The 25,697-nt window shown below is 43.4% G+C and carries 20 protein-coding genes; 6 read left to right on the forward strand and 14 right to left on the reverse strand.

Annotated elements, in window-relative coordinates; all coding sequences use genetic code 11:
- Nucleotides 1-58 precede the first annotated feature (58 nt).
- The 3 genes from Q0R88_RS05925 (at nucleotide 59) to Q0R88_RS05935 (ending at nucleotide 3,448) form a co-directional block, all read left to right on the forward strand.
- Nucleotides 59-1,468, forward strand: coding sequence for a serine hydrolase (locus tag Q0R88_RS05925; RefSeq protein WP_295713624.1), 1,410 nt, complete (start codon nucleotides 59-61; stop codon nucleotides 1,466-1,468).
- A 175-nt stretch (nucleotides 1,469-1,643) separates the two neighbouring features.
- Complete coding sequence (locus Q0R88_RS05930; RefSeq protein ID WP_295713627.1) at nucleotides 1,644-2,573, forward strand: DJ-1/PfpI family protein; 930 nt, start codon at nucleotides 1,644-1,646, stop codon at nucleotides 2,571-2,573.
- Between the two features lie 80 nt (nucleotides 2,574-2,653).
- Nucleotides 2,654-3,448: a DJ-1/PfpI family protein gene (locus Q0R88_RS05935; protein WP_295713630.1), complete on the forward strand. Its 795-nt coding sequence runs from the start codon at nucleotides 2,654-2,656 to the stop codon at nucleotides 3,446-3,448.
- Nucleotides 3,449-3,586: 138 nt separating this feature from the next.
- Here Q0R88_RS05935 and Q0R88_RS05940 read toward each other — a convergent pair whose 3' ends face one another.
- The gene (locus tag Q0R88_RS05940) at nucleotides 3,587-6,262 is read right to left on the reverse strand and encodes a c-type cytochrome (RefSeq protein WP_295713633.1); all 2,676 of its coding nucleotides are present in this window, start codon (nucleotides 6,260-6,262) and stop codon (nucleotides 3,587-3,589) included.
- A 236-nt stretch (nucleotides 6,263-6,498) separates the two neighbouring features.
- Between Q0R88_RS05940 and Q0R88_RS05945 the strand changes: the two genes are divergently transcribed.
- A complete protein-coding gene (locus Q0R88_RS05945) occupies nucleotides 6,499-6,693 on the forward strand; it encodes a hypothetical protein (protein WP_295713636.1) in 195 nt (64 codons plus the stop codon).
- Here Q0R88_RS05945 and Q0R88_RS05950 read toward each other — a convergent pair.
- The 13 genes from Q0R88_RS05950 to Q0R88_RS06010 form a co-directional block, all read right to left on the reverse strand.
- Nucleotides 6,690-7,904: a metallophosphoesterase gene (locus Q0R88_RS05950; RefSeq protein WP_295713639.1), complete on the reverse strand. Its 1,215-nt coding sequence runs from the start codon at nucleotides 7,902-7,904 to the stop codon at nucleotides 6,690-6,692. The two genes, Q0R88_RS05945 and Q0R88_RS05950, sit on opposite strands and share 4 nt — an antisense overlap.
- A gap of 12 nt (nucleotides 7,905-7,916) precedes the next feature.
- Nucleotides 7,917-8,942 (reverse strand): hypothetical protein, encoded by a 1,026-nt coding sequence (locus tag Q0R88_RS05955; protein ID WP_295713641.1) that lies wholly within the window; start codon nucleotides 8,940-8,942, stop codon nucleotides 7,917-7,919.
- Nucleotides 8,943-8,964: 22 nt separating this feature from the next.
- Complete coding sequence (locus tag Q0R88_RS05960; RefSeq protein WP_295713644.1) at nucleotides 8,965-10,407, reverse strand: hypothetical protein; 1,443 nt, start codon at nucleotides 10,405-10,407, stop codon at nucleotides 8,965-8,967.
- A 41-nt stretch (nucleotides 10,408-10,448) separates the two neighbouring features.
- Entirely contained in the window at nucleotides 10,449-13,382 is a 2,934-nt protein-coding gene (locus Q0R88_RS05965) for a TonB-dependent receptor (RefSeq protein ID WP_295713647.1), read from the reverse strand.
- A 411-nt stretch (nucleotides 13,383-13,793) separates the two neighbouring features.
- The gene (locus tag Q0R88_RS05970; RefSeq protein WP_295713649.1) at nucleotides 13,794-15,080 is read right to left on the reverse strand and encodes an aminotransferase class V-fold PLP-dependent enzyme; all 1,287 of its coding nucleotides are present in this window, start codon (nucleotides 15,078-15,080) and stop codon (nucleotides 13,794-13,796) included.
- Nucleotides 15,081-15,123: 43 nt separating this feature from the next.
- Nucleotides 15,124-16,617: a M1 family aminopeptidase gene (locus Q0R88_RS05975; RefSeq protein ID WP_295713652.1), complete on the reverse strand. Its 1,494-nt coding sequence runs from the start codon at nucleotides 16,615-16,617 to the stop codon at nucleotides 15,124-15,126.
- A gap of 141 nt (nucleotides 16,618-16,758) precedes the next feature.
- Complete coding sequence (locus Q0R88_RS05980; protein ID WP_366086822.1) at nucleotides 16,759-17,079, reverse strand: DUF6686 family protein; 321 nt, start codon at nucleotides 17,077-17,079, stop codon at nucleotides 16,759-16,761.
- A 74-nt stretch (nucleotides 17,080-17,153) separates the two neighbouring features.
- Entirely contained in the window at nucleotides 17,154-18,185 is a 1,032-nt protein-coding gene (locus Q0R88_RS05985) for a ChuX/HutX family heme-like substrate-binding protein (RefSeq protein WP_295713658.1), read from the reverse strand.
- A gap of 18 nt (nucleotides 18,186-18,203) precedes the next feature.
- Nucleotides 18,204-18,986 carry a heme ABC transporter ATP-binding protein gene (locus Q0R88_RS05990; protein ID WP_295713661.1) on the reverse strand — a complete coding sequence of 261 codons (783 nt, stop codon included), beginning with the start codon at nucleotides 18,984-18,986 and terminating at the stop codon, nucleotides 18,204-18,206.
- Nucleotides 18,983-20,029 (reverse strand): iron chelate uptake ABC transporter family permease subunit, encoded by a 1,047-nt coding sequence (locus Q0R88_RS05995; protein WP_295713664.1) that lies wholly within the window; start codon nucleotides 20,027-20,029, stop codon nucleotides 18,983-18,985. Before Q0R88_RS05995 ends, Q0R88_RS05990 begins: the two co-directional genes overlap by 4 nt.
- Nucleotides 20,030-20,031: 2 nt before the next feature.
- Nucleotides 20,032-20,871, reverse strand: coding sequence for an ABC transporter substrate-binding protein (locus Q0R88_RS06000; RefSeq protein WP_295713667.1), 840 nt, complete (start codon nucleotides 20,869-20,871; stop codon nucleotides 20,032-20,034).
- A 60-nt stretch (nucleotides 20,872-20,931) separates the two neighbouring features.
- Nucleotides 20,932-21,540, reverse strand: coding sequence for an HmuY family protein (locus Q0R88_RS06005; protein WP_295713669.1), 609 nt, complete (start codon nucleotides 21,538-21,540; stop codon nucleotides 20,932-20,934).
- A gap of 36 nt (nucleotides 21,541-21,576) precedes the next feature.
- Complete coding sequence (locus Q0R88_RS06010; RefSeq protein ID WP_295713672.1) at nucleotides 21,577-23,676, reverse strand: TonB-dependent receptor; 2,100 nt, start codon at nucleotides 23,674-23,676, stop codon at nucleotides 21,577-21,579.
- Between the two features lie 95 nt (nucleotides 23,677-23,771).
- Between Q0R88_RS06010 and Q0R88_RS06015 the strand changes: the two genes are divergently transcribed.
- Nucleotides 23,772-24,764: an AraC family transcriptional regulator gene (locus Q0R88_RS06015; protein WP_295713675.1), complete on the forward strand. Its 993-nt coding sequence runs from the start codon at nucleotides 23,772-23,774 to the stop codon at nucleotides 24,762-24,764.
- Nucleotides 24,765-25,077: 313 nt separating this feature from the next.
- Nucleotides 25,078-25,668 (forward strand): sigma-70 family RNA polymerase sigma factor, encoded by a 591-nt coding sequence (locus tag Q0R88_RS06020; RefSeq protein ID WP_295713678.1) that lies wholly within the window; start codon nucleotides 25,078-25,080, stop codon nucleotides 25,666-25,668.
- The last annotated feature ends 29 nt before the right edge of the window (nucleotides 25,669-25,697 follow it).

A 25,697-nucleotide genomic window follows, 5' to 3' on the forward strand; every position in this document is an offset into this window, starting at 1 on the left:
CATCCGCCATGAATCTGCGTCTTGTTTATAATGCCCGGCACTCGTTAAACTCATTGGAATGCAAAAGTTCATCACTACTCAGTTCATCCTCTTATTCCTTTGCTGCTCTGTGTTTGCGCAGGAGCAGGACAAAGCGGCACAGCTAGCAGAAATAATCCGGTCGGTTAACGTGCCCGGGATCCAGTTGATCCATACCAAAAACGATAAACCGGAAATCTATAATATCGGGATGATTGGCTACGGAGCTACGCAGCACGTCAGTTCTAATACGATCTTTGAAGCTGCGTCATTAAGTAAAAGCGTATTTGCCTATGCCGTATTACGCCTGGCCGACCGCGGGCTGATTCAGCTGGATACTCCCTTGTTGACTTATATAGGTAAATATGACAGGTTTGATCGCACCAACCCGGCTTACGGAAAGATCACGGCCAGGATGGTGCTGCGCCACACCACCGGCCTGCCCAACTGGGGTGATTCTTCAGGTGCTAAATTACTGTTCCCGCCGGATAGTTGCTTCTCCTACTCGGGCGAGGGTTACCAGTTCCTGCAAAAAACGGTGGAAAAGATCACCGGTAAAACGCTAAACGAATTGGCGCAGGCAGAGGTTTTTGGCCCATTACAGATGACGCATAGCAGCTACCAATGGATCACCAAATTCGATACTGTGTCCGCATTCGGCAACAGCCCGGAAGAGATCAAAAGGCATTCCGTTCAAAACGCGGCCTACAGCTTGCTAACCAACGCGCATGATTATTCCATTTTCCTGCAGTCGCTGGCCTCTGGAAAAGGGCTGAAAAAAGAAACCTGGCAAATGATGCTGTCCACACAAACGCCAGCCAATTGGTTTGGGCATGAAACTACAGAGGCCAATAGTCATATCTCCTGGGGCCTCGGCGTTGGCTTGCAGCAAAATGAAAAAGGGAAAGCCGCCTGGCACTGGGGGGATAACGGCAGTTTTAAATGCTTTTATATCCTCTTCCCGGCTACGCACGAAAGCCTGGTGTACTTTACGCACAGCAATAAAGGCCTCTTCATTGCGCCGGAAGTGATTGACCTGTTCCTGGGCAAGCAAACTACCTGGGCTATCAAATGGATTGGCGAAGGTTATGATTCGCCCTATGCCCTGAAAGCATTCCGTGCCAAACTGCTAAAAACGGGTTTTGGACACGCTGCAGCCGTCATGAACGATCTACAGCGCAAAGATCCCGGCTTCACGTTAACGGAACATGATCTGAATGAATTCGGCTATGTATTATTGCAACAGCACGACAACAATGATGCGATCGAGATATTTAAACTGAACACAGCCTTACATCCGGAAAGCGCCAATGCTTTCGACAGCCTGGCCGAAGGCTACGAAAGTGCCGGCAATATAGGCCTCGCAATCCAAAATTTTAAACGCTGCCTGGAACTCAACCCCAAAAACGATTATGCCGCAGAGCATTTGAAGAAGCTGAGTGGAAAATAAACTTGAACTTCGTTAGCTTATCATCCTTCGGGATATGCAGATGGGATTTAGAAATAATTTCCGGGGACTGACATGTCTGGATAGAAACGTGTTGAATAAAATTCAAAACAAACAAATGTTTTCGTGGGCGTTGGTCTAATACCTAAATTTAGCAATTCATAACCAGATTTGTAATATGCCTGATAAGATCACCGCTGTTTTCATGATTCCGCCGAAGGTGCACCTATTGGATATTACAGGACCGGCCCATATATTTTACGAGGCGGCCTGTTATGGGGCGCCGGTGAGGGCGCTTTACAGTACTATTTTTCCGGGGCATAAGGGCGAGGAAAGTAGTTGTGCACTGGCTTTTCACCAGCTAATACCTTACAATGAACTGGAAGCAGGCGACCTGGTGTTTATTCCCGGGTTGGATTCGGCCTTGCTGTTGGACGTGGGTTTTATGGATTCGTCGAGAGCATTCCAGTACTGGCTAAAGGCGATGCACGCGCGGGGCGTACTGATCTGCTCTGTTTGTACGGGTGCTTTCCTTTTGGCTGAATCTGGCTTGTTGGATGGACTTTCGTGCACCACGCACTGGAAATATGCGGATCGGTTTAAATCACGGTTTCCGCAAGTCAATTTATTAAGCAACAGGTTGTTCGTGGCGGAAGCCGGGATTTATACGAGCGCAGGTGTGGCCTCAGGAATCGACCTGGCCCTGTATTTAACGGAAGTACTTTGGGGCGCGGCTTTCGCGGCCCAGGTAGCGAAGGAAGTAGTCGTCTATTTTAGGAGGGGGGAGGCCGACCCGCAACTGAGCGTGTTTACTCAATACCGCAACCACATGGAGGAGCGGGTGCACCGGGTACAGGACCGGTTGGCACAACAGCTTGATAAAAAACAGCCGGTTGAAATACTGGCAGAGCTGGTGAGCATGAGCCCGAGAAACCTGACGCGACTGTTCCGGAAAACCACGGGTATAACAATTGGCGAATACCAGGACCGGCTCCGCACCGAACGTGCGACCGTGCTGCTCGGGGATGGGCATACCTACCAGTCAGCTGCTTTACACGTTGGGCTGAAGAGCACCAGCAGGCTGCGGGAATTACTAAACGAACGGTAGTTGCTCAACTTGGCTTAATTCCGGTCTTTATTGTCCTCATTTCTGCTTTTGCGAGTGGTAGCTTTGGTAAAAAAAGAGCTATGAAAGTATTTTTATTGAACATATGCTTACTGCTGTTAACAGCAGGAGCTTTCGCCCAACCCAAAACCGCCTATTACTGCCCGCCCTGTGGGAACTGTGATGAAACCGCTTACAGCAAACCGGGTAAATGCCCATATTGCGGGATGGAGTTGGTGCAGGAAAACGTAGCAGATCACCAAAAAAAAGCGGAGCATCAAACTTATAAAGTGTTGTTCTACTTGCAGGATGGTGTAGAGGTGCTCGATTTCGCAGGGCCGCTGGAAGTGTTCTCCTATGCCGGTTTTGACGTTTCCATCGTTTCCAAAACCAAAACTCCTATCAAATCCCAGGGCATCCTGACCGTAACACCCGACTACAGCATTGCCGATGCGCCGCCGGCTGATATCGTGGCTTTTTTCGGTGGTAATTCTGGCGTGGCCAGCAATGACCCGGCTGTGATCAGCTGGCTGCAACAGCAAAAGCCGAAATATTATTTTTCAGTTTGTACCGGTGCCTTTATTATGGGCAAGGCTGGCTTGCTTGACGGGCTGACGGTGACTACTTTCCATGAAAGCATCGATAACCTGAAAAAAGCGGTGCCCAAAGCGAAAGTGCTGAGCAATGTGCGTTTTGTTGATAACGGCCGCGTGATAACAACAGCGGGAATCTCTGCAGGGATCGACGGCGCACTGCATCTGGTTGAAAAGATCCGAGGGCGGGAAGCTGCTAAGCAGGCCGCAAAATACATAGAGTACGACAAATGGGTGCCGGAACAAGGCCTGGTATTAGCGCCTCAAACCGTCGCGGTAAGATGATGTTTTTGGCTGATGCGGGGGATTATAGCCGGGTGGCATCTTATCCAGAAGCTTGAGAATTACAATATTATCGCACAAAAAAGTCTCCTTAGATTGCTCTAAGAAGACTTTTTTTCTGATGTCTTACTAACACAGTACTTAGTTTTTTTGCTGGGAAAGAAAAGTGATGAGAGAGGCAAACTCATCATATGACAACGCATTGGCAAGACCAACAGGCATCATAGATGTTTTCAATTCTTTACGGCTAACTATGTCAGCAGTCTTGATCGTAAAAACGTCACCGGTAATATTTCTCATTACTATCTTTTGGGCCGATTCCTCTGTAATGAAGCCCATATAACTTTTGTTTCCTTTTGCGGATATCATAACCGTGGCAAATCCCTGGGAAATAGATGCACTTGGTTTAAGAACCGACTCTGCAATTTGTTGCCGTGTCATGATAGAACCGATTTGCCCCATGAACGGGCCTTTCAATTTTTCACCTCTGCTAAGGCTATGGCAGGCAATGCAACCCTGGCGGGCAAAAAGAACCTTTCCCTTTAAAGGGTCGCCTTTTATTTTTGCGATCATCAGCATCACATCCTCAATAGATGATTTTCCAATCTGCCCTTTTTTATTAGTGATCTTAGCAAGGTCTATCTTAACTTCTTTGGTGGCTGCACTTTTTTCTTCGCCGCCAAATATGGTAATACCCATTTGATGGCGGGCATTTAAATCGGCAAAAACTTGTTTTCCCTTTGGTGTTGATTTTGTCCATTCGGTTTTTAAGAACTTCTCAATCCGGGCAGAGCCACTCCAGGTAACCCCTTTGTAAATAGGCCCGTGCGAATCCGGTCTTGTGCCCCACCACCATGACGCATCATAATCAGCCTCTTTTTTATAAAGCCTGGATATGGTTACCAGTATTTGATTTTTAATTTTTACATCCTTAACTTTTGAGTAGGACGCAATTAATCCATCAACAGCTTTGGTATCATACATGTATCTTAAAGCCCAAAGCGCCAGGGTTGAATGCTCTGTTCCGATGGCGTTGACACACTCATTAACCGCATACATACCTACCAGGGCCCTTACTGCCAGATGCGCCGGTATAATTGCCGAATTAGGTTTGGCATGCGGACCTTCCTCATTTTTGCCCGGTGCTACAAAACTGGCCGGAACGTTTGTTGTTAATAAGGACTGTGCTGCAGCGATTCTGCCAAGGCGACCCAGGCCTACAATAGCTGCTACATGAACGCGCTCGGAAGGGTCTTTTAAACCAGCTAAAAACGGCTCGATAGGTGCGTTCTGAATACCAGGCTTCCTGTCTGCGATTGCCCGTAAGGCAAATTCCCTTAAATCTTTATCTTCCGAAAGTTGTACCAACGCCGGTATCCCTTTTTCACGGGTTGCCTGGGCGTAGGTATAAATACCTGCTACCCGTGCATATAATGGCAGGCTTGCATCAGTTGCAATGGCAAGCGACAGCTTGCCGGCTTCATCAGCAGGACGGGTAATCAATTCCTGAGATGCATTTAACCTGGTTACAGCGCTTGCTGATTTAAGGTAAGCCGCCAAATCACTTGTTGAAGCAGCTTTAAGATTAGGGAAAGCCTTATAAGTCCAGTTGCTTGGTACTGCCCTTACAACATAGCCTTTGGCTGGATCGCCAGAGTAGCCCGCGCCATCCCATGCAGAAAGATAGAGTCGTCCGGATCCATCTACATCCAAATCTGTAATTTGAGGCAATTGAATAAATTCTTCTTCTTTTTGCTGAAAGCTGGCGCCATCTGGTGTTACCCGGTTAATATAAAGTTCACTTCTTCCCCAGTCGGCCGTCATCGGTACATGGTTATATTTTTCGGGCCAGGTGGGTTCGTCCATAAATAAAGAGCCTGTGCCTGATCCTCCTCCTAAATCTACTAAGGCAGGTAAAATCTCATCTGTAAAGTGTTGGAACAATAGGGGATATCCATATTCGGCTGATTGTATATGGTGAGAAAAACGAATGTTCCATCCGCCACCATCGTTGGTATTGTCCCTTGTAAAAACATTCATATAAGGATCAATGGCCACATCATAAATATTCCGGGTTCCGTGTGTGTAAATCTCCATCTCGGTTCCGTCAGGCCTTACCCTAACGATACCGCCACCCAGCATGGTTAGTTTTTTGCCGCTTCGGTCTGTAGCGTCATGAAAACCAAAATCGCCAACAGCAATATATATCCAGCCGTCAATACCCATACGTATTCCGTTGGTAGCATGGTCTGTGCCTCTTTCTGCCAGCATGTGCGCATTGCTTATATGCTCAATAAGCAATTTGGCAGGGCCGTCGGCAATGCCGTTCTGGTCTTTATCTTCAAAAACTTCCAGGTTCATCCCGGCAGCTTTACCTGTTTCTTTTGAAAAAACAGTATGCATCACAAAAACCTGATCGCCTGAAACGAGGATACCCCGAGGATCATCAACTTCGGCAAATTCTGTATGCTTATCTATCTTACCGTCATTGTCGCTGTCTACAAGTTTGAGTATTTTTCCTTTTCCGGGAGTTTTGCCCAATGAGCCTATCATATCTACACCAACAAATACCTCACCTGTAGGTGCTACCGCAAGGCAGGCAGGACTTGGTGTAAGATCGGGGCCTGCAAATGTAGTAACCGTTAAACCAGCGGGCCATCGCGATGAATCTGGTAGCCGGTTACTTAAAGCGGTTTTTTGATTTAGCGAAGAATGAGTAGTTTGAGGTTGATTTTTTTGAAAATCGGTGCCTGTAAAGTATTTGAACATACCTAAAAAGGCGACAACAAAAAGAAAGGTAAAGGAAACTTTTAACATAGGTGTTTTAAATGGTTATGAATAATTATGGCGTTCAAAAAGATAAATCTATGTGTTTCGTTTAATGATAGTTGCATTTATTTTAATTTAGTTAATTATTTTCTGTCAATAAGTAACGCCGCCGCGCCTCTCCATCTTAAATAATGCTAAATCGATCCCTTGAAAACGGGTAATGGTGCCTCTGTGCCAAAGGCAAACGTTACTAATGTTTGTAGGATGGATCGTGCAGCAACTGAGTGGCCTGGATCGTAAACTGGCAGCAGCCTATTGTACGAGTGGAAGGGAACTATACGCCGACGCTGGAATGGGTGGAGGAGGAGATGAAACTGGTGAAGTTTGCCTGTGTGCAACGCTTAAAGCAGCAGGCATTTTTACATGCACTGCTGCCAAAATTTAATGAAGGTATATTTTTTGATTACATCGCCTTTTAATTGGCTTCGTCAACTTTTAAAGAAACTGTTACACTTTCACCAAAAGCAGGCTTTTGAGATTTAATATTTGGTTTAGTGTTCCATAAACATTCACGTACGGTGAGTAACTGTTTTTCGGTATCCATACTGATGAGCTGAAATGAAAGCCTTTTTTCGTCTTTAGATGATAAATCTCCTTTCATAGGCGAATCCACCCTAAATGTATTCAACTTAACATCCTTATCAGGTCCCTGGTAAACATAAAATTCGTTCCAGTTGCTGTTGCCATGAAAATAGGCTTTGATGTTTGGATGTGCTTTTAAAAAACGCACAAACCCCCGCTGTTCTATATCGGTGGCTCCGCTTCCCTTTTCCGCAACTGGGCCTTCTTTATAATGTTCAGCAACAAGATTTTGAAACTCATTAAGTGCCGTCATATTATAAGGCGGCAATGGATTGGTAAAATGCTTTGACTCGGAAGTTGGCTGATCATGAGTAAAAATAATTACGGGAGCTTTTGAATTAACTGTATCCAGATCTTTCTGTATCCATATTCGCTCGGCAGAATCTGGCCATAGGGTGATAAACATCATGTGTATCCCTTTCAAATTAAAGGCATAGTTAATTTTATCTGCAGCGTAATTATAAGTAGCATTGGTCAAAGGTATTTTAGGCTTCAGCATCAGGTTATAAATTTCAACCATGGATGTAGGATCTGTTAACGGCTTCATGGGCTTAGCAAACCCGATGGCGTTTGAGATATCATGGTTACCAGGCGCCAGGAGCAGTTTAGCGGGTTGTCCATTATGCCCGGTTAATTTTACGCTCTGCATATAATCAGTTTCAAATTGAGCCCATGATATGGCAGCACTTTGAATGGGGATTTCCATCCGGTTAGCAATGTCCCCGGTTTGGATAAGATAATCAACGGCGGTCACTTTGTTTCCGCCTCCAACGCCACCGTCTGCAGGCAGCATCAAATTGGGCACACTATTTATCTCGCGGATCATTGCTGCATTAACCTGGCGACCGGTCACATTGGTATCACCTCTGAAATTTTTTCGGGTGATGCCATAATGCGCATCTGAAGTAAAAACCATGTTGATAACCGCAGGTGATTTGCCCTGGCAGTAACCTTTTTGTATATAAAATGTACCAATGACAACCGTCAGCAAAAAATTGATGATAATGACTGATATTTTAGGCTGGCGTATAAAAAGGGCAAGACGCATATTTAAATAAAATTATTTTCTCTTATAAAAGGAAATTGTTGCTAAATGACCGGGGTGGTCTTTAATTTCAGTATCAGTATAATACCCCGTACCATCAGCCGCAAACCCTATACCTTCGCCTTGTGGTTCATTATTGGCATAGGGTGCTATCTGTGGCCGAGTTTTTAAACCTGCCGCTATGCTGGTTCCGGCAGGTAATTTCCAATACCAGATTAACTCATTACTCCTGAGTAAAATCTCCGACCCATCGGGCGATATATCACCGCTGGTGGCTTTGTTAAAATACAATTGAACTACCGGGCTCATTATGGTAGCTGATGTTGTACTTTGTGGATAAGTTGCGGTATATACAAAAGATATATTGCTCTGCTTGCTGGCAATAAAAATGTCCCTGGTTAATGGATCAACCATCAATGTTTCCGCATTGTGCGGGCCATCGGGATATTTTAGTTCGATGATATCCACTGAAGTAATGTCTGCAACAAAAGGCGTACTCTTCCCTGTCAGATCAGGTTCCGGGAAACGATAGATAAAGACCGAACTGTATTTAGCATCGTTGTCGCCTATATTGGCTACATAAACATAGCTTTTACCTGCAATGGGGCCTGGCCCAACAGCAATATCTTCCCAGTCGCGGTTATTAACTGGTGTTAATGTAAGTGTTCCCTTATCTGCCCCGCTGGCATCAGTAAGATAAACCTGGTTGGAGTTACCGCTATCATTATGAATATATAATATTCCCGGGTTGACCTTGCTGGCAGCTATGCCTGAAATTTCAAACAGATCTTTGCGGGCAAGATTATTTGTAACCGGTATTCGATTAAACAATTTAGTAGTGTCCAGCGCGGCAGGATCGTAGGTTGTTTTCGGGAAAACAACGGGTTTAGTGACTATGCCAACGGTTGTATCTTTAGCAGGTAAAACCTTATTGCCAGATTTACCGCAGGAAAGTATAGCAAATGCTAAAAAGCAAAACAAGCTACCTTTAACAGATGCACTGATGCTTCTGTTAAAGGTAGCTGTTAAATTAAAAATCATATGGTGACTATAATTATTAAAATTAGTGGTGATTACCCGTTCCGTCAACCTGGTAGCAACCCATATCTTTACCCGGAAGTGTAATGCCGCTTGAACCAAACGTTGGATCAATAGGGATACCTGCTGTGATAGGCACAAAAGCAGTAGTTGTTCCTTTGCCAATTGCTGGAGAACCACCCTGTAAATGGAAGTTATAGCTATCAACAGATGCTTGGGTGATCCAGAAATTGGTAGCGGCAGGCAATGGGTAGTTCACAAACATAGGATTGTTTTTACCTACCAACGAACTGCCATTATAAACAAACCCGAAAGTATATGATGCGCCCAAGAATGCGGCCATATTAGGAATGTCAGTAGCCTGAGGATGAGTAACTACTGGTTGTGCAACACTGGTTGGTACAAACTGGCCAGCCATAGCTGCGTTGTCGGCATAATAAAAATTGTAACCATAAGCTGTTTTAGGGATTACGCTTGATGGGTTAGATGTTGTATCAGCCAGGTAAACTTTAGCACCACCCGGACCGCCTGCAATACGTACGCCGAAATTACAGTCAACGATCAGGTTATTGTATACCAACGCTCTTGAGTTGTTTTCAATTTCAACAGAGCCGCTTCGTGCGCCATACACGCCGCTGTTTCTAAAACCATCATTCACATAGGTATTATTGTACATGGTAAACTGGCACTCACCAGCTGTTGTACCGTCGCTTGCAGTTTTTGTACCGTTGGTTGCACCACCTATAATAAGGTTATAAGCCATGTTGCCCATCGAGCTGCCTTTAGCATTAAAACCATCACCACCTGTGCTGCCGCATTTTTCCATCGTATTTCTCATGATGTTATAGTAACCACCATAAAAACGGGTTGCATCATCAGGTGAGCCATACATCCATGAATCCTCCATAATAAATACGCCGGTAGGGTTCTGGAAGTATAAAATATACTGGGCACCGGCTTTTAATGAGTTACCATTAGGAAAAGGAAGCGCTTTTAAAGCTGCGCCGCCAAAGTCGAGGTGTGTCCATTTCAAAACAACCAGCTTGGCAGTGCTGCTGCTGTAAATACCACCCCAACCACCTACATAAGCAGAATCGGTAGCTACTGTTGATGCTCCTGTTAATTTGGAACGACGAGGGTCTGTGATGGTTATGGGCGCATCACTTGTTCCCAGGCTGATAAAAGTACCGTTATTAATAATGTTGGCACCATTTGTCATATTTAGTTTTACTCCTTTTTGAATCAATAGTGTATCTCCGGCGTTAATGGTAATATCTCCGCCTATGGTATAAGTTTGGTTTGTAAGCATGGTACCTTTATAAGTACCTGCAGGTAGGGTACCAGTATTTGGGATGGGTTTCCCAATTTGTACCAGCGGTATTGAGATAACTGCCTTGTCGCCTTTTTTGCTGCAAGCTGCAAGCGCAAAAAGGGATAAGCCTAAAGAAATTAGTTTTAGCTTTTTCATGATTAATTAATTGTTATTTTATTTGATTTTGTTTTTGGGTTTTAAAATTTAAACCTGCAGCCCAGGTTATACCGTGAATAGTATCGGTCATACTCTACAGTGGTATGATTAGCGCTTTCCTGGTGAGGGTATTTAAGTATGCCTGTATAGTTGTTGGTATTATTTTGTTTGATGTATAGCTCGTAAGGGGTATTTAAGATGTTATTAACCTTTACAAAAACTATAAAATGGTTTCCGATAGTTTTCTGAGCCGAGAAATCAAGCGAAGTCGAGGCTTTCTCCCATGTATCCAAATTGTAGTATCCCGATACATAAGCAATTCTTTCACCGGTATATGCCAGGGCTAACTGAGCGTCGATACCATTCCTCGAGTTTTTATATAATAAGGAAACATTGCCAATGTGCGCGGCCTGGTCCTGTAAAGGCCTGGTTTGATCGCGGTGGGTTATGCCTACGTTTTGAACATCAATAATTTTAGAGGTGGTAATTTTAGATTGGGTGTAAGTGTAATTGGCTGATAATCCTACATCTCCAAAAACCTTTTTCACTAAAAACTCAGCTCCGAAATTACTGGCGTTGCCCAGGTTTTGCGGCTCCAGGTATAAACTGGCTCCTGATGGGCCTGGCCCCAGCACTGTTTCGATCGGGTTCATTAGGTTTTTATAGAATCCGCCAACCATAAACTCGTCAAAAGCGGCCGGGAAAAACTCATATCGTAAATCATAGTTATCAATGGTAGTATGCTGTAAATATGGGTTTCCTAATGTTGCGTAAGGTTGATCGGGAGTTTGATCTGGATAAGGGATCAAATCAGCAAATGCCGGGCGCAGAACTGACCTGAAATAAGAAGCCCTTAATGCCTGGTTATCGGTCAATGCATATTTAGCATTGATGCTGGGCAGGAAATCATCATAAGTAATGCTTCCCGATTTTCCGGGGAAGGTTGCGGGAAGGCTTGATAAATAACTTTGATCTGTATGTTCGGCCCTTAAACCAAATGTTACGTCGAATTTGTTGTTTATAAAGTATTTAACCATGCCATATTCCGCATGAATGTTTTCTGTGAAACTATATACACCCGCTGAACTAAATGAACTGCCACGGGCATACTCAGGAGAGTTGAACTGAAAGGTTGACGCGGGAATAGAAACGAATACCTCATCTGAGGTGGGTGATCCCGGGTCAGAACCGTGGTTTAAATTGTAACTGTCTTCAAAATTATCCCTGGTTTTATGCCTTAACATTCCGCCGGCAGACAAGGTAGCTTTGTGTCCGAAAATGCTGGCGTCATAATTCAGGTTTAAATACCCGGAAATATCTTTATCAGTATTATGTGTCCATACTCTTGATTCATCACCTAACAGTGTTGGGCCGTTAACAATAGTCGGCGCCACATAAGTAGAGCTTCCTGGATTACCTGGTGTAGGCGCATTAGTACCACCCGGGCCCGGGCTGGTGTTATATGAAGTTTTAAATTCTGCAATATCAGGTACCTGGTGTGATGCCTTTGAATCGGCAAGTATCCAATCCAGGTTAAATGACTTACTGATGTTGTGTTTGCCTTTTAAAGTAAAATTATATATCCGCTGCAGATCGGTTCGTGTTTCTATCAAATTATCAATACCATTGGTATAATGATACCCCTGGTAAGAGTAACCGCCATAAACAAAGTTCTGCGTATTACGTACCCGATGATCGTCTAACTGTAAATAGGTGCCAAATAAACTGATCGTATTATTAGCGTCAAACTTATAATCAATTGAAGCTACGGTTCCCAACCTGTCAATATGTGCAGAATACTGGCGGTTGTATGAGCTTTGAAAATTAGTTTCCTGGTTTTGCGAATTGATATCGGGAGCTGGTCCTACAGTACTTTCCTGAACTACTACAAAAGTGTTATTGCCTTCATATCTGTTTTGAAAAGTACCCGATAGCAAAAGGCCTAACTTGTTGTTTAAAAAGCGGTTGCCTATTGTTAAGCTCACATCAGTGTTTGGAGGCGGATTCTGTGTTTTGGTTATGAGATTCTGGTATGGGAAATCACTTATCGAAGCCAGTCCCAGAGGAGGCAATTTTTCGCCGGGGGCCTTTCTGCTAACAGTGCTTGAGTTAAAGCTGCTGAAACCCCTGTCAAAAAATAATTGGCTGTAACCCGTTCCTACATAACCGTCAATCCTCAGTTTGTCGGGTGCGCTTTTCATGATGAGGTTTACAACCCCACCGGATGCATCACCCTCCATGTTTGGTGTAAGTGTTTTAGAAACTTCAATTTTCTCAATCAGATCGGCAGGGAAAATATCCAATGGCACATACCTGTTCTTATTATCAGGGCTTGGTATTTTTATCCCATTTATTAGCACGGTATTATATTGTTTATCCATACCGCGGATGATCACGTGCTGTGCGTCGCCGCTATTGCCTCTATCTACAGAAACACCCGATACCCGGCTAAGTACATTTGCAACCAACACATCGGGCGAGATAGCAATTGAATGCGCGGAAACCACATTCATGGTAGTAACGGCGTTCTTTTCATCGCTTCTTGCAGATCTATCTGTTTCCCTGCTGGCGTGCTCTCTGATTGTCACCTCGGTAATTCCGTTGGCGTTATCAACCATTGCTATGTTCAACACGGCAGGGCGTGTTTCCGAAGCTTCTATTGTATATTCCTTAGTTGTTTTGTATCCCACATAACTTACATGTAGCTTATAGGTACCGGCGGTTACATTTTTAAACAGGTAGGCACCATCGAGCTTTACTGTTGAGTTAAGTTTAAAATTATCCTTTTCAATATGGACGGTAGCCCCAATAAGCGCCTCACCGGTTTTGGCATCGGTAACGCTGCCTTTAATAGATTGTGCTTTTACAGTGCTAAAGCCAATAAGTAATGCGATACCGAGAAACAGCTTTTTGGCCGCTGATGAAGATGATAAAAGGGAAGAAAGAAGAGGTAAAAAAGTAAGGACTTGTTCCATTCAAATATTCAGTTTTGCGCAAATAAGCCACCTCAAATCTGTTTAAATCCTGAATTTTTATGTCCAATACAATTTCTTAATACAATGTTATCCTGCGGGTAACAAACCCACTTTAAAATAACATTTACATGCCTTGATTTTTACAATTGCTTAACCTTTATTTAATGGAGCTCAACTATAATATGGCAGGAGGCAGAACTATTTTATTCCCAAAACAACGCGGTTGATGTTGAATCGGATTTTAAAAAAAAGTAAAGATCTGGCGGCTATTAATAGCAAGGGAAATTGTGAAAAACAGGGGAACGGGTTATGCCTGGTAATCATCCGTGCTAAGCCAGGGCTCTCGGGGATAATTACATTGAAAACAGCGATGATATTATTGAGATCCGCATATTCTTGGCCCTTTCGTAATCAGGAAAGAACGTTGATAAGGTGGTCAATATCACTCATGGTATTGTAAACCGATGGCGATATGCGGAACCGGTTTTCATAAAGTTGTATGTTAATACCGGCAGTTGCCAGTTTTTGATGAAGCTTTTTTTCAGCGCCTTCCAGGGCGAAACTCACAATTGGCGAAGTAGACTCGCGGGGCGTCATGGGTTGATAGCCCAGCCTGGCCAGCTCCTGCTGAAGTTTATCAATCATGGGCTGGCGGTAGTTTTGTATCTTATCCACACTTGTATGGAGCAGGTAATTTAAAGAAAAAATGAGCGCGGGCACAGCGGCGTTGCCCAGGGTTCCCACTTCAAAATAGTTTCGGGTCTTTTCGCCCTGGATAAATTCAAAGGGGCTGTTTCCGGCGCTATCATAAGGAAAAATGTGTGACTTCATGTCTTTTAACTGGCGATAACCAAATTGGCTGCGTTTTATTAACGGAAGTCTGTCTTTTCGTACATATAAAAAACCGGCACCAAAATCGCCCATCAGCCATTTATAGGTAGCGCAGGCACAAAAATCAACTCCACTGTCATGCACATCTATAGGCACCGCACCTGCGGCTTGTATAATATCGGCGTAAACCAACGCTCCCCTGGCATGTGCTATGTTGCAAAGGGCCTTTAAATCGTGCTGAAAACCATTGATCATTGATACCAGCGAAATGGCTACCAGTTTTGTGCCTGGTTTTATGGCCGCGTCCATATCGGCCAAATTTATTTTGTTGTTTTTAGGAATAACGATCTTAACATCAGCACCCTGTTTTGCCAGTTCGTTGTACATGTATAAGGAGCCATCAAAATGATAGGCATCAGTAACAATCCGGGCACCTGTTCCCGGCAAGCCCAGGCCATTTACAACCAGGTTTTCGCCAGCCATGGTACTGGAAACCCATGAAATTTCATCGGCATCGGCATTAATCAGGCGGGCAAACAAAGTGCGCGCCGTATTTCGATCTTCATCAATGGTATCTGCTGCCTTTCCATTAGCCAGCCTCAAATTCAGGTAGCTTTTTATGCTTTCGGCACTGCCGATGCTCATGGGATGTGTGTAGGCCGCGTTTAAAAATGTTCCTTTAATGGCAAATAGCTTTTTGGAGGGAAGCGTGTCCTCATTTAATAAGACTTTCTGCGCACTATACTGGCTTTCACTCATGTGGGTTAACATGCGGGGTGCAAAGGGGAGCACGCCCAAAAAAGAAAGCAGGTTTCGGCGCGATAGGCTATAACCTGGTTTATCAGAAATGTCTTTATTCTTCATCATGTTTATCAAGTAAAGTCTGGTCGTTTTTATTGGCCTTGAAAAACTACCTTGTATAAATCTCTTTTATATTAGTCGTTTCGCTGATTTCTAATACAGGTATACTATCCCGGTAATCAATTTTAAAGCCATCAATCAGTTTAATGGTTTTAAAATCCAGCGTTTTGCCCTGTATCATATTCGTTTCTATTTCGTCCCTCACCTGTTTTTCGGGGATGAACTTTGCTGCTGCTGCAATATAATCATCCAGCGTTAAATTACCAGTGGGGTTTGCCGCGTGTATTTGCTGGTTTCTTTTAAATAGGGTGAGCAAAAAATCCCTGATCGATAGCTTTCCGCCAGAAGCAAGGCGAATCTGGTTGTCAAAGTAAAAGGCATAAATGAATCCTCTTTTATAAGGCAGGGTTTGATAGTTTTTATCCACCCAAAACTTAGCGGCTATGGAATCGTTTGGCGCGTTTTTAACACTGCTGCTATAGTGAGCCAGTAAGTTATCTTTATTTACGTAGTCAAGGAAGGCAGTTTTATCCTGGATGCCCGATTTTACCAGGTTAATCAGCATAACATAATCATTAAAACCTTCGCCGAACCATTGGTTGTCAAACTCATCATTCCCAATCTGCATATTATTTCCAATCCACGAATGTGAAGTTTCATGTGCCAGTACCCGTTTTTTGTTATCGTCAAATTTTCCGGAGTATCTCATTACAAATCCATGTTTCTGGCTATATCCGGTAGCCCAGGGCTTATCAATTGATAGTAAGGGTAATATACTAATGTAATAATAAGGCGCCTGGTCATCCTTCCAGAAATCCCGCAGACCGGGGAAATAATGCGCAAAAAAAGGCTCAAGCTCGGCCTTTATGTTATTGATGGTATCCCTTTTTGAGGTAATGGAATAATAGGGGATGCCATGTACTTTATAAGTATTAATTACCAACCCGGCACCCATTAGGATCAGCACATCCTGTTCTTTATTTACAGGGATGCTTTGTTTTAAGGAAGGGTTAGTTCCGGCTGCGGTTGAGATAAAGTAGGGTAAACCGGCCGGAAATGAATCCCATTGAACACTTGCGGTAACAGCGGAATGCCCCACCGGGTTAATCATGAAAAATTGAGGAACCAGGTACAATATGTCGGGGGTAATCAGCGGCCTAAACAGTTCATCAACCGTTGCCCGTTTGGGGTCGCCAACCAGTTGCCCGTTAATGGTATAGGTTATCTTCTTTAGTCCGGCCCCGGTATGGTATACAGTTATTTTTCTTTCGAGGGGGGTAAGCTTTACTTTGTCTTTAGTATCGATGTTTTGCAGTACCTTAAAAATTTCCTTTTGTCCGCCAAAATTAAGGTCGCCATAAATAAATACGGTACTGTCTTTGGTTGCTGGGCTATATTCAAGGCTTACTTTCAGGATTGGTGATTTACCGTCCCAGCTGAGATGATAATCAAGTTGAGCAGGTAATGTGGTGCTTTTATTTTGTGCTTTCAGAAAAAAAGGGATACTGAAAAGGATACCCGTCGTCAACATAAATCTGATCATGAGCTATTTTAATATAGAGCGACAAGATAGAAAAATTGCATCAAATCTGGTGCTAAAGGCTGCGGGTGACTGTGTATAAACCCATCGCGGGATTAATCATTGTTATATATCCGTTTAATATTAGGTAGCGAGCGGATAAGTTTACTGGTTTAGTAAGTGATAAACTTCCCGCAGGTAAACCGTTTCTTCCATTGCTTCGGATAACTCTCTGTATTCCTGTAACGTAAAAACAAAGTTAATGTCCCGGTTGGGGGTGCAAAGTATCACTCTTTCTTCTCCATCGGGAAAGGGGAAAGAGCGGTCACTGAAAACGAGGTTAGTGATAAAGTCACTAAAACTATTAAACTGTTGTGGGGTAAAATACAACATCAGGTTGTTGTTCCAAATATTGATCATTTGACAATCAGGGCAGTGACTGATCACAGATGCTCCTTTTTGACTTAGAATTTGAGTCTGGCACATGGTAGATTCTTTTGTGCCTGTCTTACCCACGATAACCGTTAGATAGCTATCGCGGGTAAACAGGGCTTGCTTTTTTAAATTGCGTTCGCTAATTCATTTAAAATAGTTCTCCAACCTTCACTTTCGGGTATTCCGGGTTTGCGTTTTCCAAAAAACTGCACAATGGTATTGCCGTCACCATCATAAACCTCCAGGCTATGTACAAGCCCGTCAACAGTTGGCTTTTTAACCAGCCATATGGCCGCTATGCCGTCCTCGCGCAAGTGCATATTAAATTCAGGATCAAGCACATTAAACCATGGTCCGGTTTGTACCAGTTTTGTTATTTGGCCGGTATGGATCTGTATGCAACCGGCACTCCCGGTAAAAACCATGATCTGTAATGCTGTTTCAGCAGCTTTGGTTAAAATTTGTTTCAGGGAATTTAAACTGATCTGCTGAGCATAACCGTCTGGGGCCAGCCTTAAAGCCTGGGTACGGGTTAGGCCATGTTTTTTTAATAAACCATGAAAATCATGCGTATCCTGCAATGCTATCCAGGCATCTTTAAAAGTTTTGATATCTACCTCGTTGTCGGGTTTTTCAGCGGGAGTCTCCAGGCTGGGTTGAATAGCCAGCAGCTGATGCTGTTCTTCAGCCGCATATTTTGCAATCAATTGGTGATAAGCTTCGACGTCACTTTGATCTGTTAAGTAAATTTTGTGCACGGCGCTGCCATCGGCATCAAAAAACTGCAGGCTCAGCCTGTCGTTTTCATTCACCGCGAAGCCGAAATGCCAGTGCGTCATAAACAGTCGCAGGTCGATGTCAGGCGTAACCACTAAACCCACATGGCCGTTAAATCCCACTTTTTTGTAAACGCCTTTACGCTCATGTACGCAGTAATCATTACGGGTAAGGGCCATTACATACCCCAGCGATGCGGTTTCCTTCAGTAATTCTTTGAAGTCGGCATTAAGCAGTGTATTGTGCTCACCTACGCCGGTATTCACCAGCTCAGCTTCGGTTAGGCCTAATTGTTTGGCGGCATCGCGGATGCGCAATTTGGGGTCTTTTAATTTCAAGGCTGCCCATTGTTCTTTTATTGATGCTGTTATATTTTCCATTTTTATCTGTTTATTAAATTAAATCAATATGCCGCTGGGAATAACCAGCGGGCATTTAAAGCCTTCGCAATCCATTAACTTTACTTTAATGTTGAACGCCTGGTGAATGTTGTCGCAATTGATCACCTCCAGGGGTGGCCCGAAAGCTACTGTTTCTCCGTTTTTAAGAATCAGGATCTGATCCGCATAGCGTGATGCAAAGTTGATATCATGCAAAATGCTGATCACCGTATACCCCCTGTCGGCCATATTGCGTGCCAGTTGCAGTATTTGTTGCTGGTATAACAAATCGAGCCCGTTGGTAGGCTCATCCAAAAAGAGGAAAGCGTTTGGACAGTCGTAGATTTGGGCTATAACCCTGGCCAGGTGTACCCGCTGCTGCTCTCCGCCTGATAAGGTATTATAATCGCGTCCGGCTAAATGTGTTATACCAGTTTCATTCATCACTTTGTTCACCACTTCGATGTCATTTGTTGATGGATGATTTTCAAAGTGGGGGTAACGCCCCATCAGTACCAGTTCCTTAACCGTAAACATTACGCTTACTGTATTATGCTGGGTTAGTACCGACCGAAGTTGCGCCAGTTCTTTGATGGAATACAAAACAAGATCCCTATCATTTAAGCTGATGTTACCAGAAGCTGCGTGGATTTCCCTGCAAAGCAGTTTTAGTAATGTACTTTTTCCTGCGCCGTTGGCACCGATCACGGCCAGCATTTCTCCTGATGTTACCTCAAAACTAACGTTATTGAGTATCTGCTTTTTTCCCGCCGAATACGAAACATTTTGTACGCTTATCATAATTGCTGTTTTTTAAGCTGTGAAAAGATCATATAAATAAATACGGGCGAGCCGCCAAGTGCGGTGACAATTCCTATGGGTAGTTCGGCCGGCGCTACAATGGTACGGGATATTAAATCAGCCAGTGTTAAGGCTGCGGCTCCTAACAAGGCCGATCCGGGCAATACCAAACGATTATCAGACCCAAAAGCCATCCGCAGGATATGAGGAATTACCAAACCAATAAAGCTGATAATACCCGCCACGGCCACCGAAGCACCGACAGCCATTGTGGCCAGGACTATTACTGTTCTTTTTGTACGGTTAACACGGATACCCATATGCCCGGCCTGTACCTCACCTAAAGCAATAGCATTCAACGATTTGGCCATAAAAGGCAAACCAACAAGCGGGAGAGCGATAAATGGCAACACACTGCTGAATGATACCCAACTGGCGCCGCCCAAACTGCCCAGGCTCCAGAAGGTAATGTTACGCAACTGTTCATCTGTTGAAAGGTAGGTGAGGAGCCCTGTAAAAGCGAAAGCGAGTGCATTGATAGCTATCCCTGTTAAAAGTAAAGCGGTTATCACCGTTTTTCCCTGGTGCATGGCCATGCGGTAAACCGTAAGGGTGGTAACAAAAGCCCCTATAAATGCGGCAACGGCCAATGCATAATAACCGTAAATACTGCCAATGGTACTGAGCAGGTGACCGCCAAAAACAATCATCAATGCGGCAAACAAAGTAGCGCCGGATGATATGCCAATCAACCCCGGCTCGGCCAGCGGGTTACGAAACAAACCCTGTAAGGACGCGCCTGAAATGGCCAGGGCGGCGCCAATGATTACGCCCAGCAATACCCTTGGTAACCGCAGGCTGAACAATACTGCTGTTTGCTGCGAGCTGAACAAAACCTCCTTACTCAGGCCGGAATGATAAGTAAGGATAGACCAGAATTGTGGCAGACTGATGTGTACCGCACCTATACAAACCGAAGCAATGATCACGGCTATCAAAAACAAGGTTAACCCGGTTAGGATCAGTTGATGGTTTTTAAACACTTTTATTTTAGTTTTTGTGATAATTGTGCCACAGCCTGCCCCAATCGCGGACCAAAGCCAGTTAGCAGTTCACCATCCATGGTGATGAATTTTTTGTTTTTGCCTGCATTGGTTTGGCTTACGCCTTGTACATTGAGTAAACCAGCTGCGCCACCTAAACTTTCCATACCGCTGCTAAATAATAATATCACATCCGGGTTGGCGGCTACAAGGGCTTCGGATGTTAATGGTTTATAATCATTGAACCCCGTTACCGCGTTTTGTCCGCCTGCTAATTGAATGATCTTGGTTAAAGGTGTATTATCCCCGGCAACCATCATGGTACCGGTTCCCCGCGCGTAGATGAACAGTATTTTGGGTTTATTAGTTGTTTTATTCACCTTGTTTGCTGCGGCCAGATCGGTATCCAGTTTTTTAATCATGCCTGCGGCTTGCTGCTGACCGCCAAATGAAGCGGCAACATCTTTAATTAGTTTACGGGTGCCATCTGCCGAAAACTCCTGGGTAAATAAAACCAGTTTGATGCCCGCGGTTTTTAACTGAGCGGCCAATTCTGGTTTTATTTCGGTAGTTAATCCGGTCACCACATCAGGCTGCAGGGCAATAATGCCTTCGGCAGAGATATTGCGGTTGTGACCTACCTTGGGTTTGCTTTTTAAGCTTTCGGGGTAGTTACTTGTTACATCGGTGCCAATAATGTTGTGCTCTAAACCTAAGCCCGCTAAAATTTCACTAACCGTACCATTAAGAGATATGATCTTTTGATTAGCCGGTACTTGTTCACTGGCTTTTGTGCCGGTGACAAACACTGCCAGCATCATTACTATGATTATTTTTTTCATCTTCAAAAATTTAAAAACAGTCCCCCTTTCGGGGGAGCATTCATTAACCAACTAAAAAAACTATTTAAAACTTGTAGTGCCATCGCCTTGATACGCAAAACGGAAAGTATAAAAGCGCGATGCCGGCCTAGTTGCCAGGTCAGCAAACGTGGCAGTTGTTGTATTGGGGTTACCCTTATAGTAACTTATTATTTCAACCTTAGCATAGTTACCCGCTGATGTTTTTAGCACTATTATTTTACCCGGAACTGTAAGTATAGCGTGCTGTGGCTCGGTGGTAGCTGTGTAGGTATACCATCCTGATATGGCAGGCGTGCCTGCAGCATCCGATTTATAATTGGCTGTGGGCGCTGTAGTTAAGGTTTCAAAAGTATTGCTCACTATTTGGGCTTGTGTGGTTCCGGTACCGGATGTGCCGCCGTTTATAAATATGCTCGTTCCTTTAAATTTAATATCCCATTTGGTTGACGCTGTATCGGCGCCGGTAATTTGCGCGCCGGTTGAAAGGCTGTAATAAGCAGCGGCTGTTGAGCCATCAAGATCGGCAACGGTTTTTGTAGTGAGTTTACTTACTGCAGGAGTGGGATCATCGCTGTTTTTACTGCAAGATGATGCCAGTAAAATGATAGCGCTGCTTAATGCCAATGATAAAGTTGTGAATTTGTTCATGTGTTCTATTGTTTGAATTGTTATTTAATTTGTGTGTTATTTTTTATTGAAATTATAGGTTATGCCAGCGTAGATAAGCCTGCCCGGCAGGTTAAGGATAACCTGGGCATCTTTATAGTTCAGCAGGTTTTGCGCCGTAAGCTGCACCCTAAAGGCATCTTTGAGGAAGGGTTTGGATAGTGATGCGTTAACCAATACGTATCCTTTGGTATATTCATCATTGCGATTTACGATGCCGTTTCCGTCGGTATCCTTATAACCATACCTGCCGCGATAGATCGCCCTTATGGAAGCATTAATACCGGTTTTATCTTCCTGGTAGTTTACCCGAACATTATAGGTGTATTTTGACCGGCCAAGCAGGCCGCCGTAGTCGCTTCTTTTAATAACCTTAGTGAGGTTGGTTTCCGGGTCTTTTGTAAAAACCTTGCCGGCGGCAATCTGGTCTAATACATCCTGGTCGTAAGCTTCGAGGTATTGAAAGCCAGCTGCTACCTGCAGGGGTTTAAATAATTGGTAGCTCAGGTCGGTTTCAACGCCTTGCGTGTAAACCTTATTGAGATTAAAGTAAGAAAATACGGATTGCCCGTTAGTTTTGATAGCGATGGCCGCTGTTTCAATCAGATTTGTAATGTTGTTGCGGAAAAGATTGGCTGTCCAGTAGAGTTTATTTGTAGGTTTGTAGCGGTAACCTAAATTAAAAGCGGTAGAACTTTCGGCATTTAAACTTTTCAGCGTAGCAGGATCTATCAATATGGTTTCAATTTGCCCCGCCTGCTGTAAGCGCTGTATACCCGCGCTTGCTTCTTCATAACCAAAAACACTGTAACCAACTTCGGCATTGGTGAAGTTTAAATAAAGCTGGCGAAAGTCGGGCGCTTTATAGCCTTTGCCTGCCGAGCCCAATACGGTGAACTTTGAACTAAGCGCATAGCTTGCCGCCAGCTTGGGGCTAAACTGCGATTTGTAAACGCTATGCATATCATACCTGCCACCGGCAATAACATCCAGTTTTTTTACCGGCAGCCAGTCGGCCTGGAAATAGCCATAGCCAGAAGTGAATGATTGTAATTTGGTGTATCGTGTGGCTTCAACTGTTTCATACTGGCCGCCAGCTCCGGCGGTTAGTTTCAGATTATCCTTTACCGCATAATCGTTCTGCAATTCGGCACGGTTAAAGGCCTGGTTAAAATAGGTTTGGTCATATACCGATTTATCATCCTCATACCTTACATCAGAATTGGTTTTATAAGTAGACCGGTAGAGTTGCAACGTAGAAAGCAGCTTATCCGTAAAGCGATGGGTGATAACCGGTGCTATGTTAAAGTCTTTTTCGGTACCCGTTCCCCCGGCATAACGGTTATCTACCAGGTACCTGCTATCCTGATCATTGGTATAATATCTTACCGAAAGTTTGATCGTTGTTCTATCGTCTATTTTATAAGATGATTTACCATTCAGCGTATAACCAGCAAATGGGGAAACCGTAGGCAGGCCAGACGAAGATTGTAACGTATAGCCATCACTGCTGTATCGGTTAGCAAAGCCCGAAATGTAAAACCGATCATTCTTATAGGCCGAATTTAACGTGAGGTCTGCTGTGTTGTTAGTGCCATACCGCGTAGCGACATCTCCCGAAATGCCTTTGACAGGATCGGCAGTTATAATATTCACAACACCAGCCATCGCTTCGCTGCCATACAGGGAAGATGTAGGGCCTTTTACAATTTCTATCCGGTCGATATTATTAGTGGTGATTCTGGAAAGCTCCAGTATACCTGTATTGCGGCCAATTAAAGGTAATCCGTCTATTAGGATCATTGTATAGGCCGGATCAAAACCCTGTATTTGTATGCCTTGTCCGTGCGGGTCATCTAAAATGGTCATGCCGGTTTGTTCTGCTAAAACTTCATTTAATCGTACCAAACCTTTTTTCTTTATTTCATCCGCCGTAATCCGTGTTATAGGTATGGGTACCTGTTGCAGGCTTTTGGGCGTGCGTGTGCCGGTAACTACCACTTCTTTCAACTGCTTAATATTTACAGTGTCTTTTTTTAATGTATCCCGCCTTTGCGCATAGGCTATATTGAATGTAAATGGCATAGCTAAAACGTAAAGGATATATTTTATTTGCATTTATTTAGACTAATTAAAAATAATGATGCAAATTTGGACGATTTATAAATAGCATGATAACGCAAACGGGATTATAATAAACGCGATACGGATTAATGATGATCAGGATTACTTCGCCCTTAGCAGGCACATATGATTATACCCTAAGCGATCTTTGGGATTTAGGTACAAATGAGGAATCGATATTTAACTATTCAGCCAATTGGGGCGATTTAAAAGTACAACCCATAGTATTAACGGATATCATGATTTTTGATATTGATATCAGCTGTAAAGAAGGTCTTGCAATTACAGTAGAGATCAATTCGTTATGCCTAATGATGAACTTTACCTTATCCGGTAAGTCGCTGCCTGTAGCAGATGACGGTTTTATCTTTGAAGAGGGGCAACACCACAGCATTTTTTCTTCGGGTTATTCAAAATTCACGGTAGGTGTTAAGGATAATTTCAAGTTCGTTTGTATTTATTTTTTGGAGGGCAGTTTAAAACGAATCGTGTCTGATGTAATTGCGCAACTCTCTGAAGTTTCGGAAATTGCCAGCCAACGACTTATCTTACTTCAGTCAAGCAGGCCAACAACACGTCAAATGAGCGATATCATTCAGAGTATGATGTATTGTATCCATAAAAAAGGAAATCATCATATTTATTTTGAGGCAAAAGCGCTGGAGCTGCTTTTCCTGGAGTTGGATCAGCTTGAAAACATCTCCATGCAGTCATCAAATTTGTTTTTAAAGGAACATGACCTTGAGCGGATCCATCAGGCAAAAATGATAGTAGAGAAAAACTTACTAAATCCATGCTCATTGATAGAACTGGCGCATAAAGTAGGCCTGAATGATTTTAAATTGAAAAAAGGCTTCAGGGAAGTTTTAGGAACAACTGTTTTTGGCTATTTATATGATTTGCGGATGGAAAAAGCTAAAATGCTTTTAACTGGTGGACGATCTGTACGTGAGGTTGCTTATGAAGTGGGATATAAAAATGCGCATCATTTTACAAAGGCATTCAAGAAAAAGTTTGGTTATCTGCCCAGTGGAATTAAAAAACTAACGGTGATTATGTTTTTTTCGGTCGGGATATTTTGAATAGCGATAATTTTGTAACCTCCCAATCGATTGGGATTTTTTGTTAAATAGACTTAATCAACTGAAATCTTCCTGGTGATACGTTTTTACAATAAAAATAAATTGCATATTTGCGTGCTTATTATTTAAGTTGAAAGCGTCCTGCCGCGTTTCAGTCAATAACCAATTAAAAATGAAAGAAGATTTACTTAGGGGCAAATTCAAAATTTTTAAGCAATTATTTTTATGCCATTCTAAAGTCTCGTCTTTTTCAGGTGATCTTAGGCACCTGAAGTTTATGCTTTGCAACTGATTTTAAGGCGGGATAAAATAGATGTTGAACTTAAGTAGCTATACCGATCCGGAATTAGTCGATCTACTCAAAAAAGATAACCATACAGCTGTTAATGAAATTTATAACAGGTATTGGAAGAAAATGCTCTTAATAGCCTGGAATCATAGTAACGATAAGACAGTAGCCAAAGATATTGTTCATGAAGTTTTTATTTCGCTTTGGGAGCGGCGTCATTTGGTTGATGTTTTAAACCTGCCGGCTTTTTTGGCCACTGCTGTTAAATTTAGTGTATATAAATATCAGCAAAGGGAAAGTCGACGTTTAGAACTGGCAAAACAAAACTATCAATTTAATGAGTTAATTGATGATGAAGAAAAGTTAGATGCCCGTTTTCTTCAGGAATATATTGACGGAATTGTAGAAGAAATGCCAGAAAAATGCCGCCTGGTATTTCGTTATAGCCGGGAAATGGGTTTGAAAAACAACGAAATAGCCGATAAAATAAATATTACCGAAAAGGGAGTTGAAGCAACTCTAACCCGCGCATTAAAGATCATCAGAGGCGAACTTAAAAATTACGGCCTCAGCATTTTAATCGCACTCCATACCATTTACATGCTGTTCAGGTAAATTATTCAGCCTCATAATTTTTTTTATTT

The sequence above is a fragment of the Mucilaginibacter sp. genome, from assembly GCF_025362475.1.
Taxonomy (GTDB): Bacteria; Bacteroidota; Bacteroidia; order Sphingobacteriales; family Sphingobacteriaceae; genus Mucilaginibacter.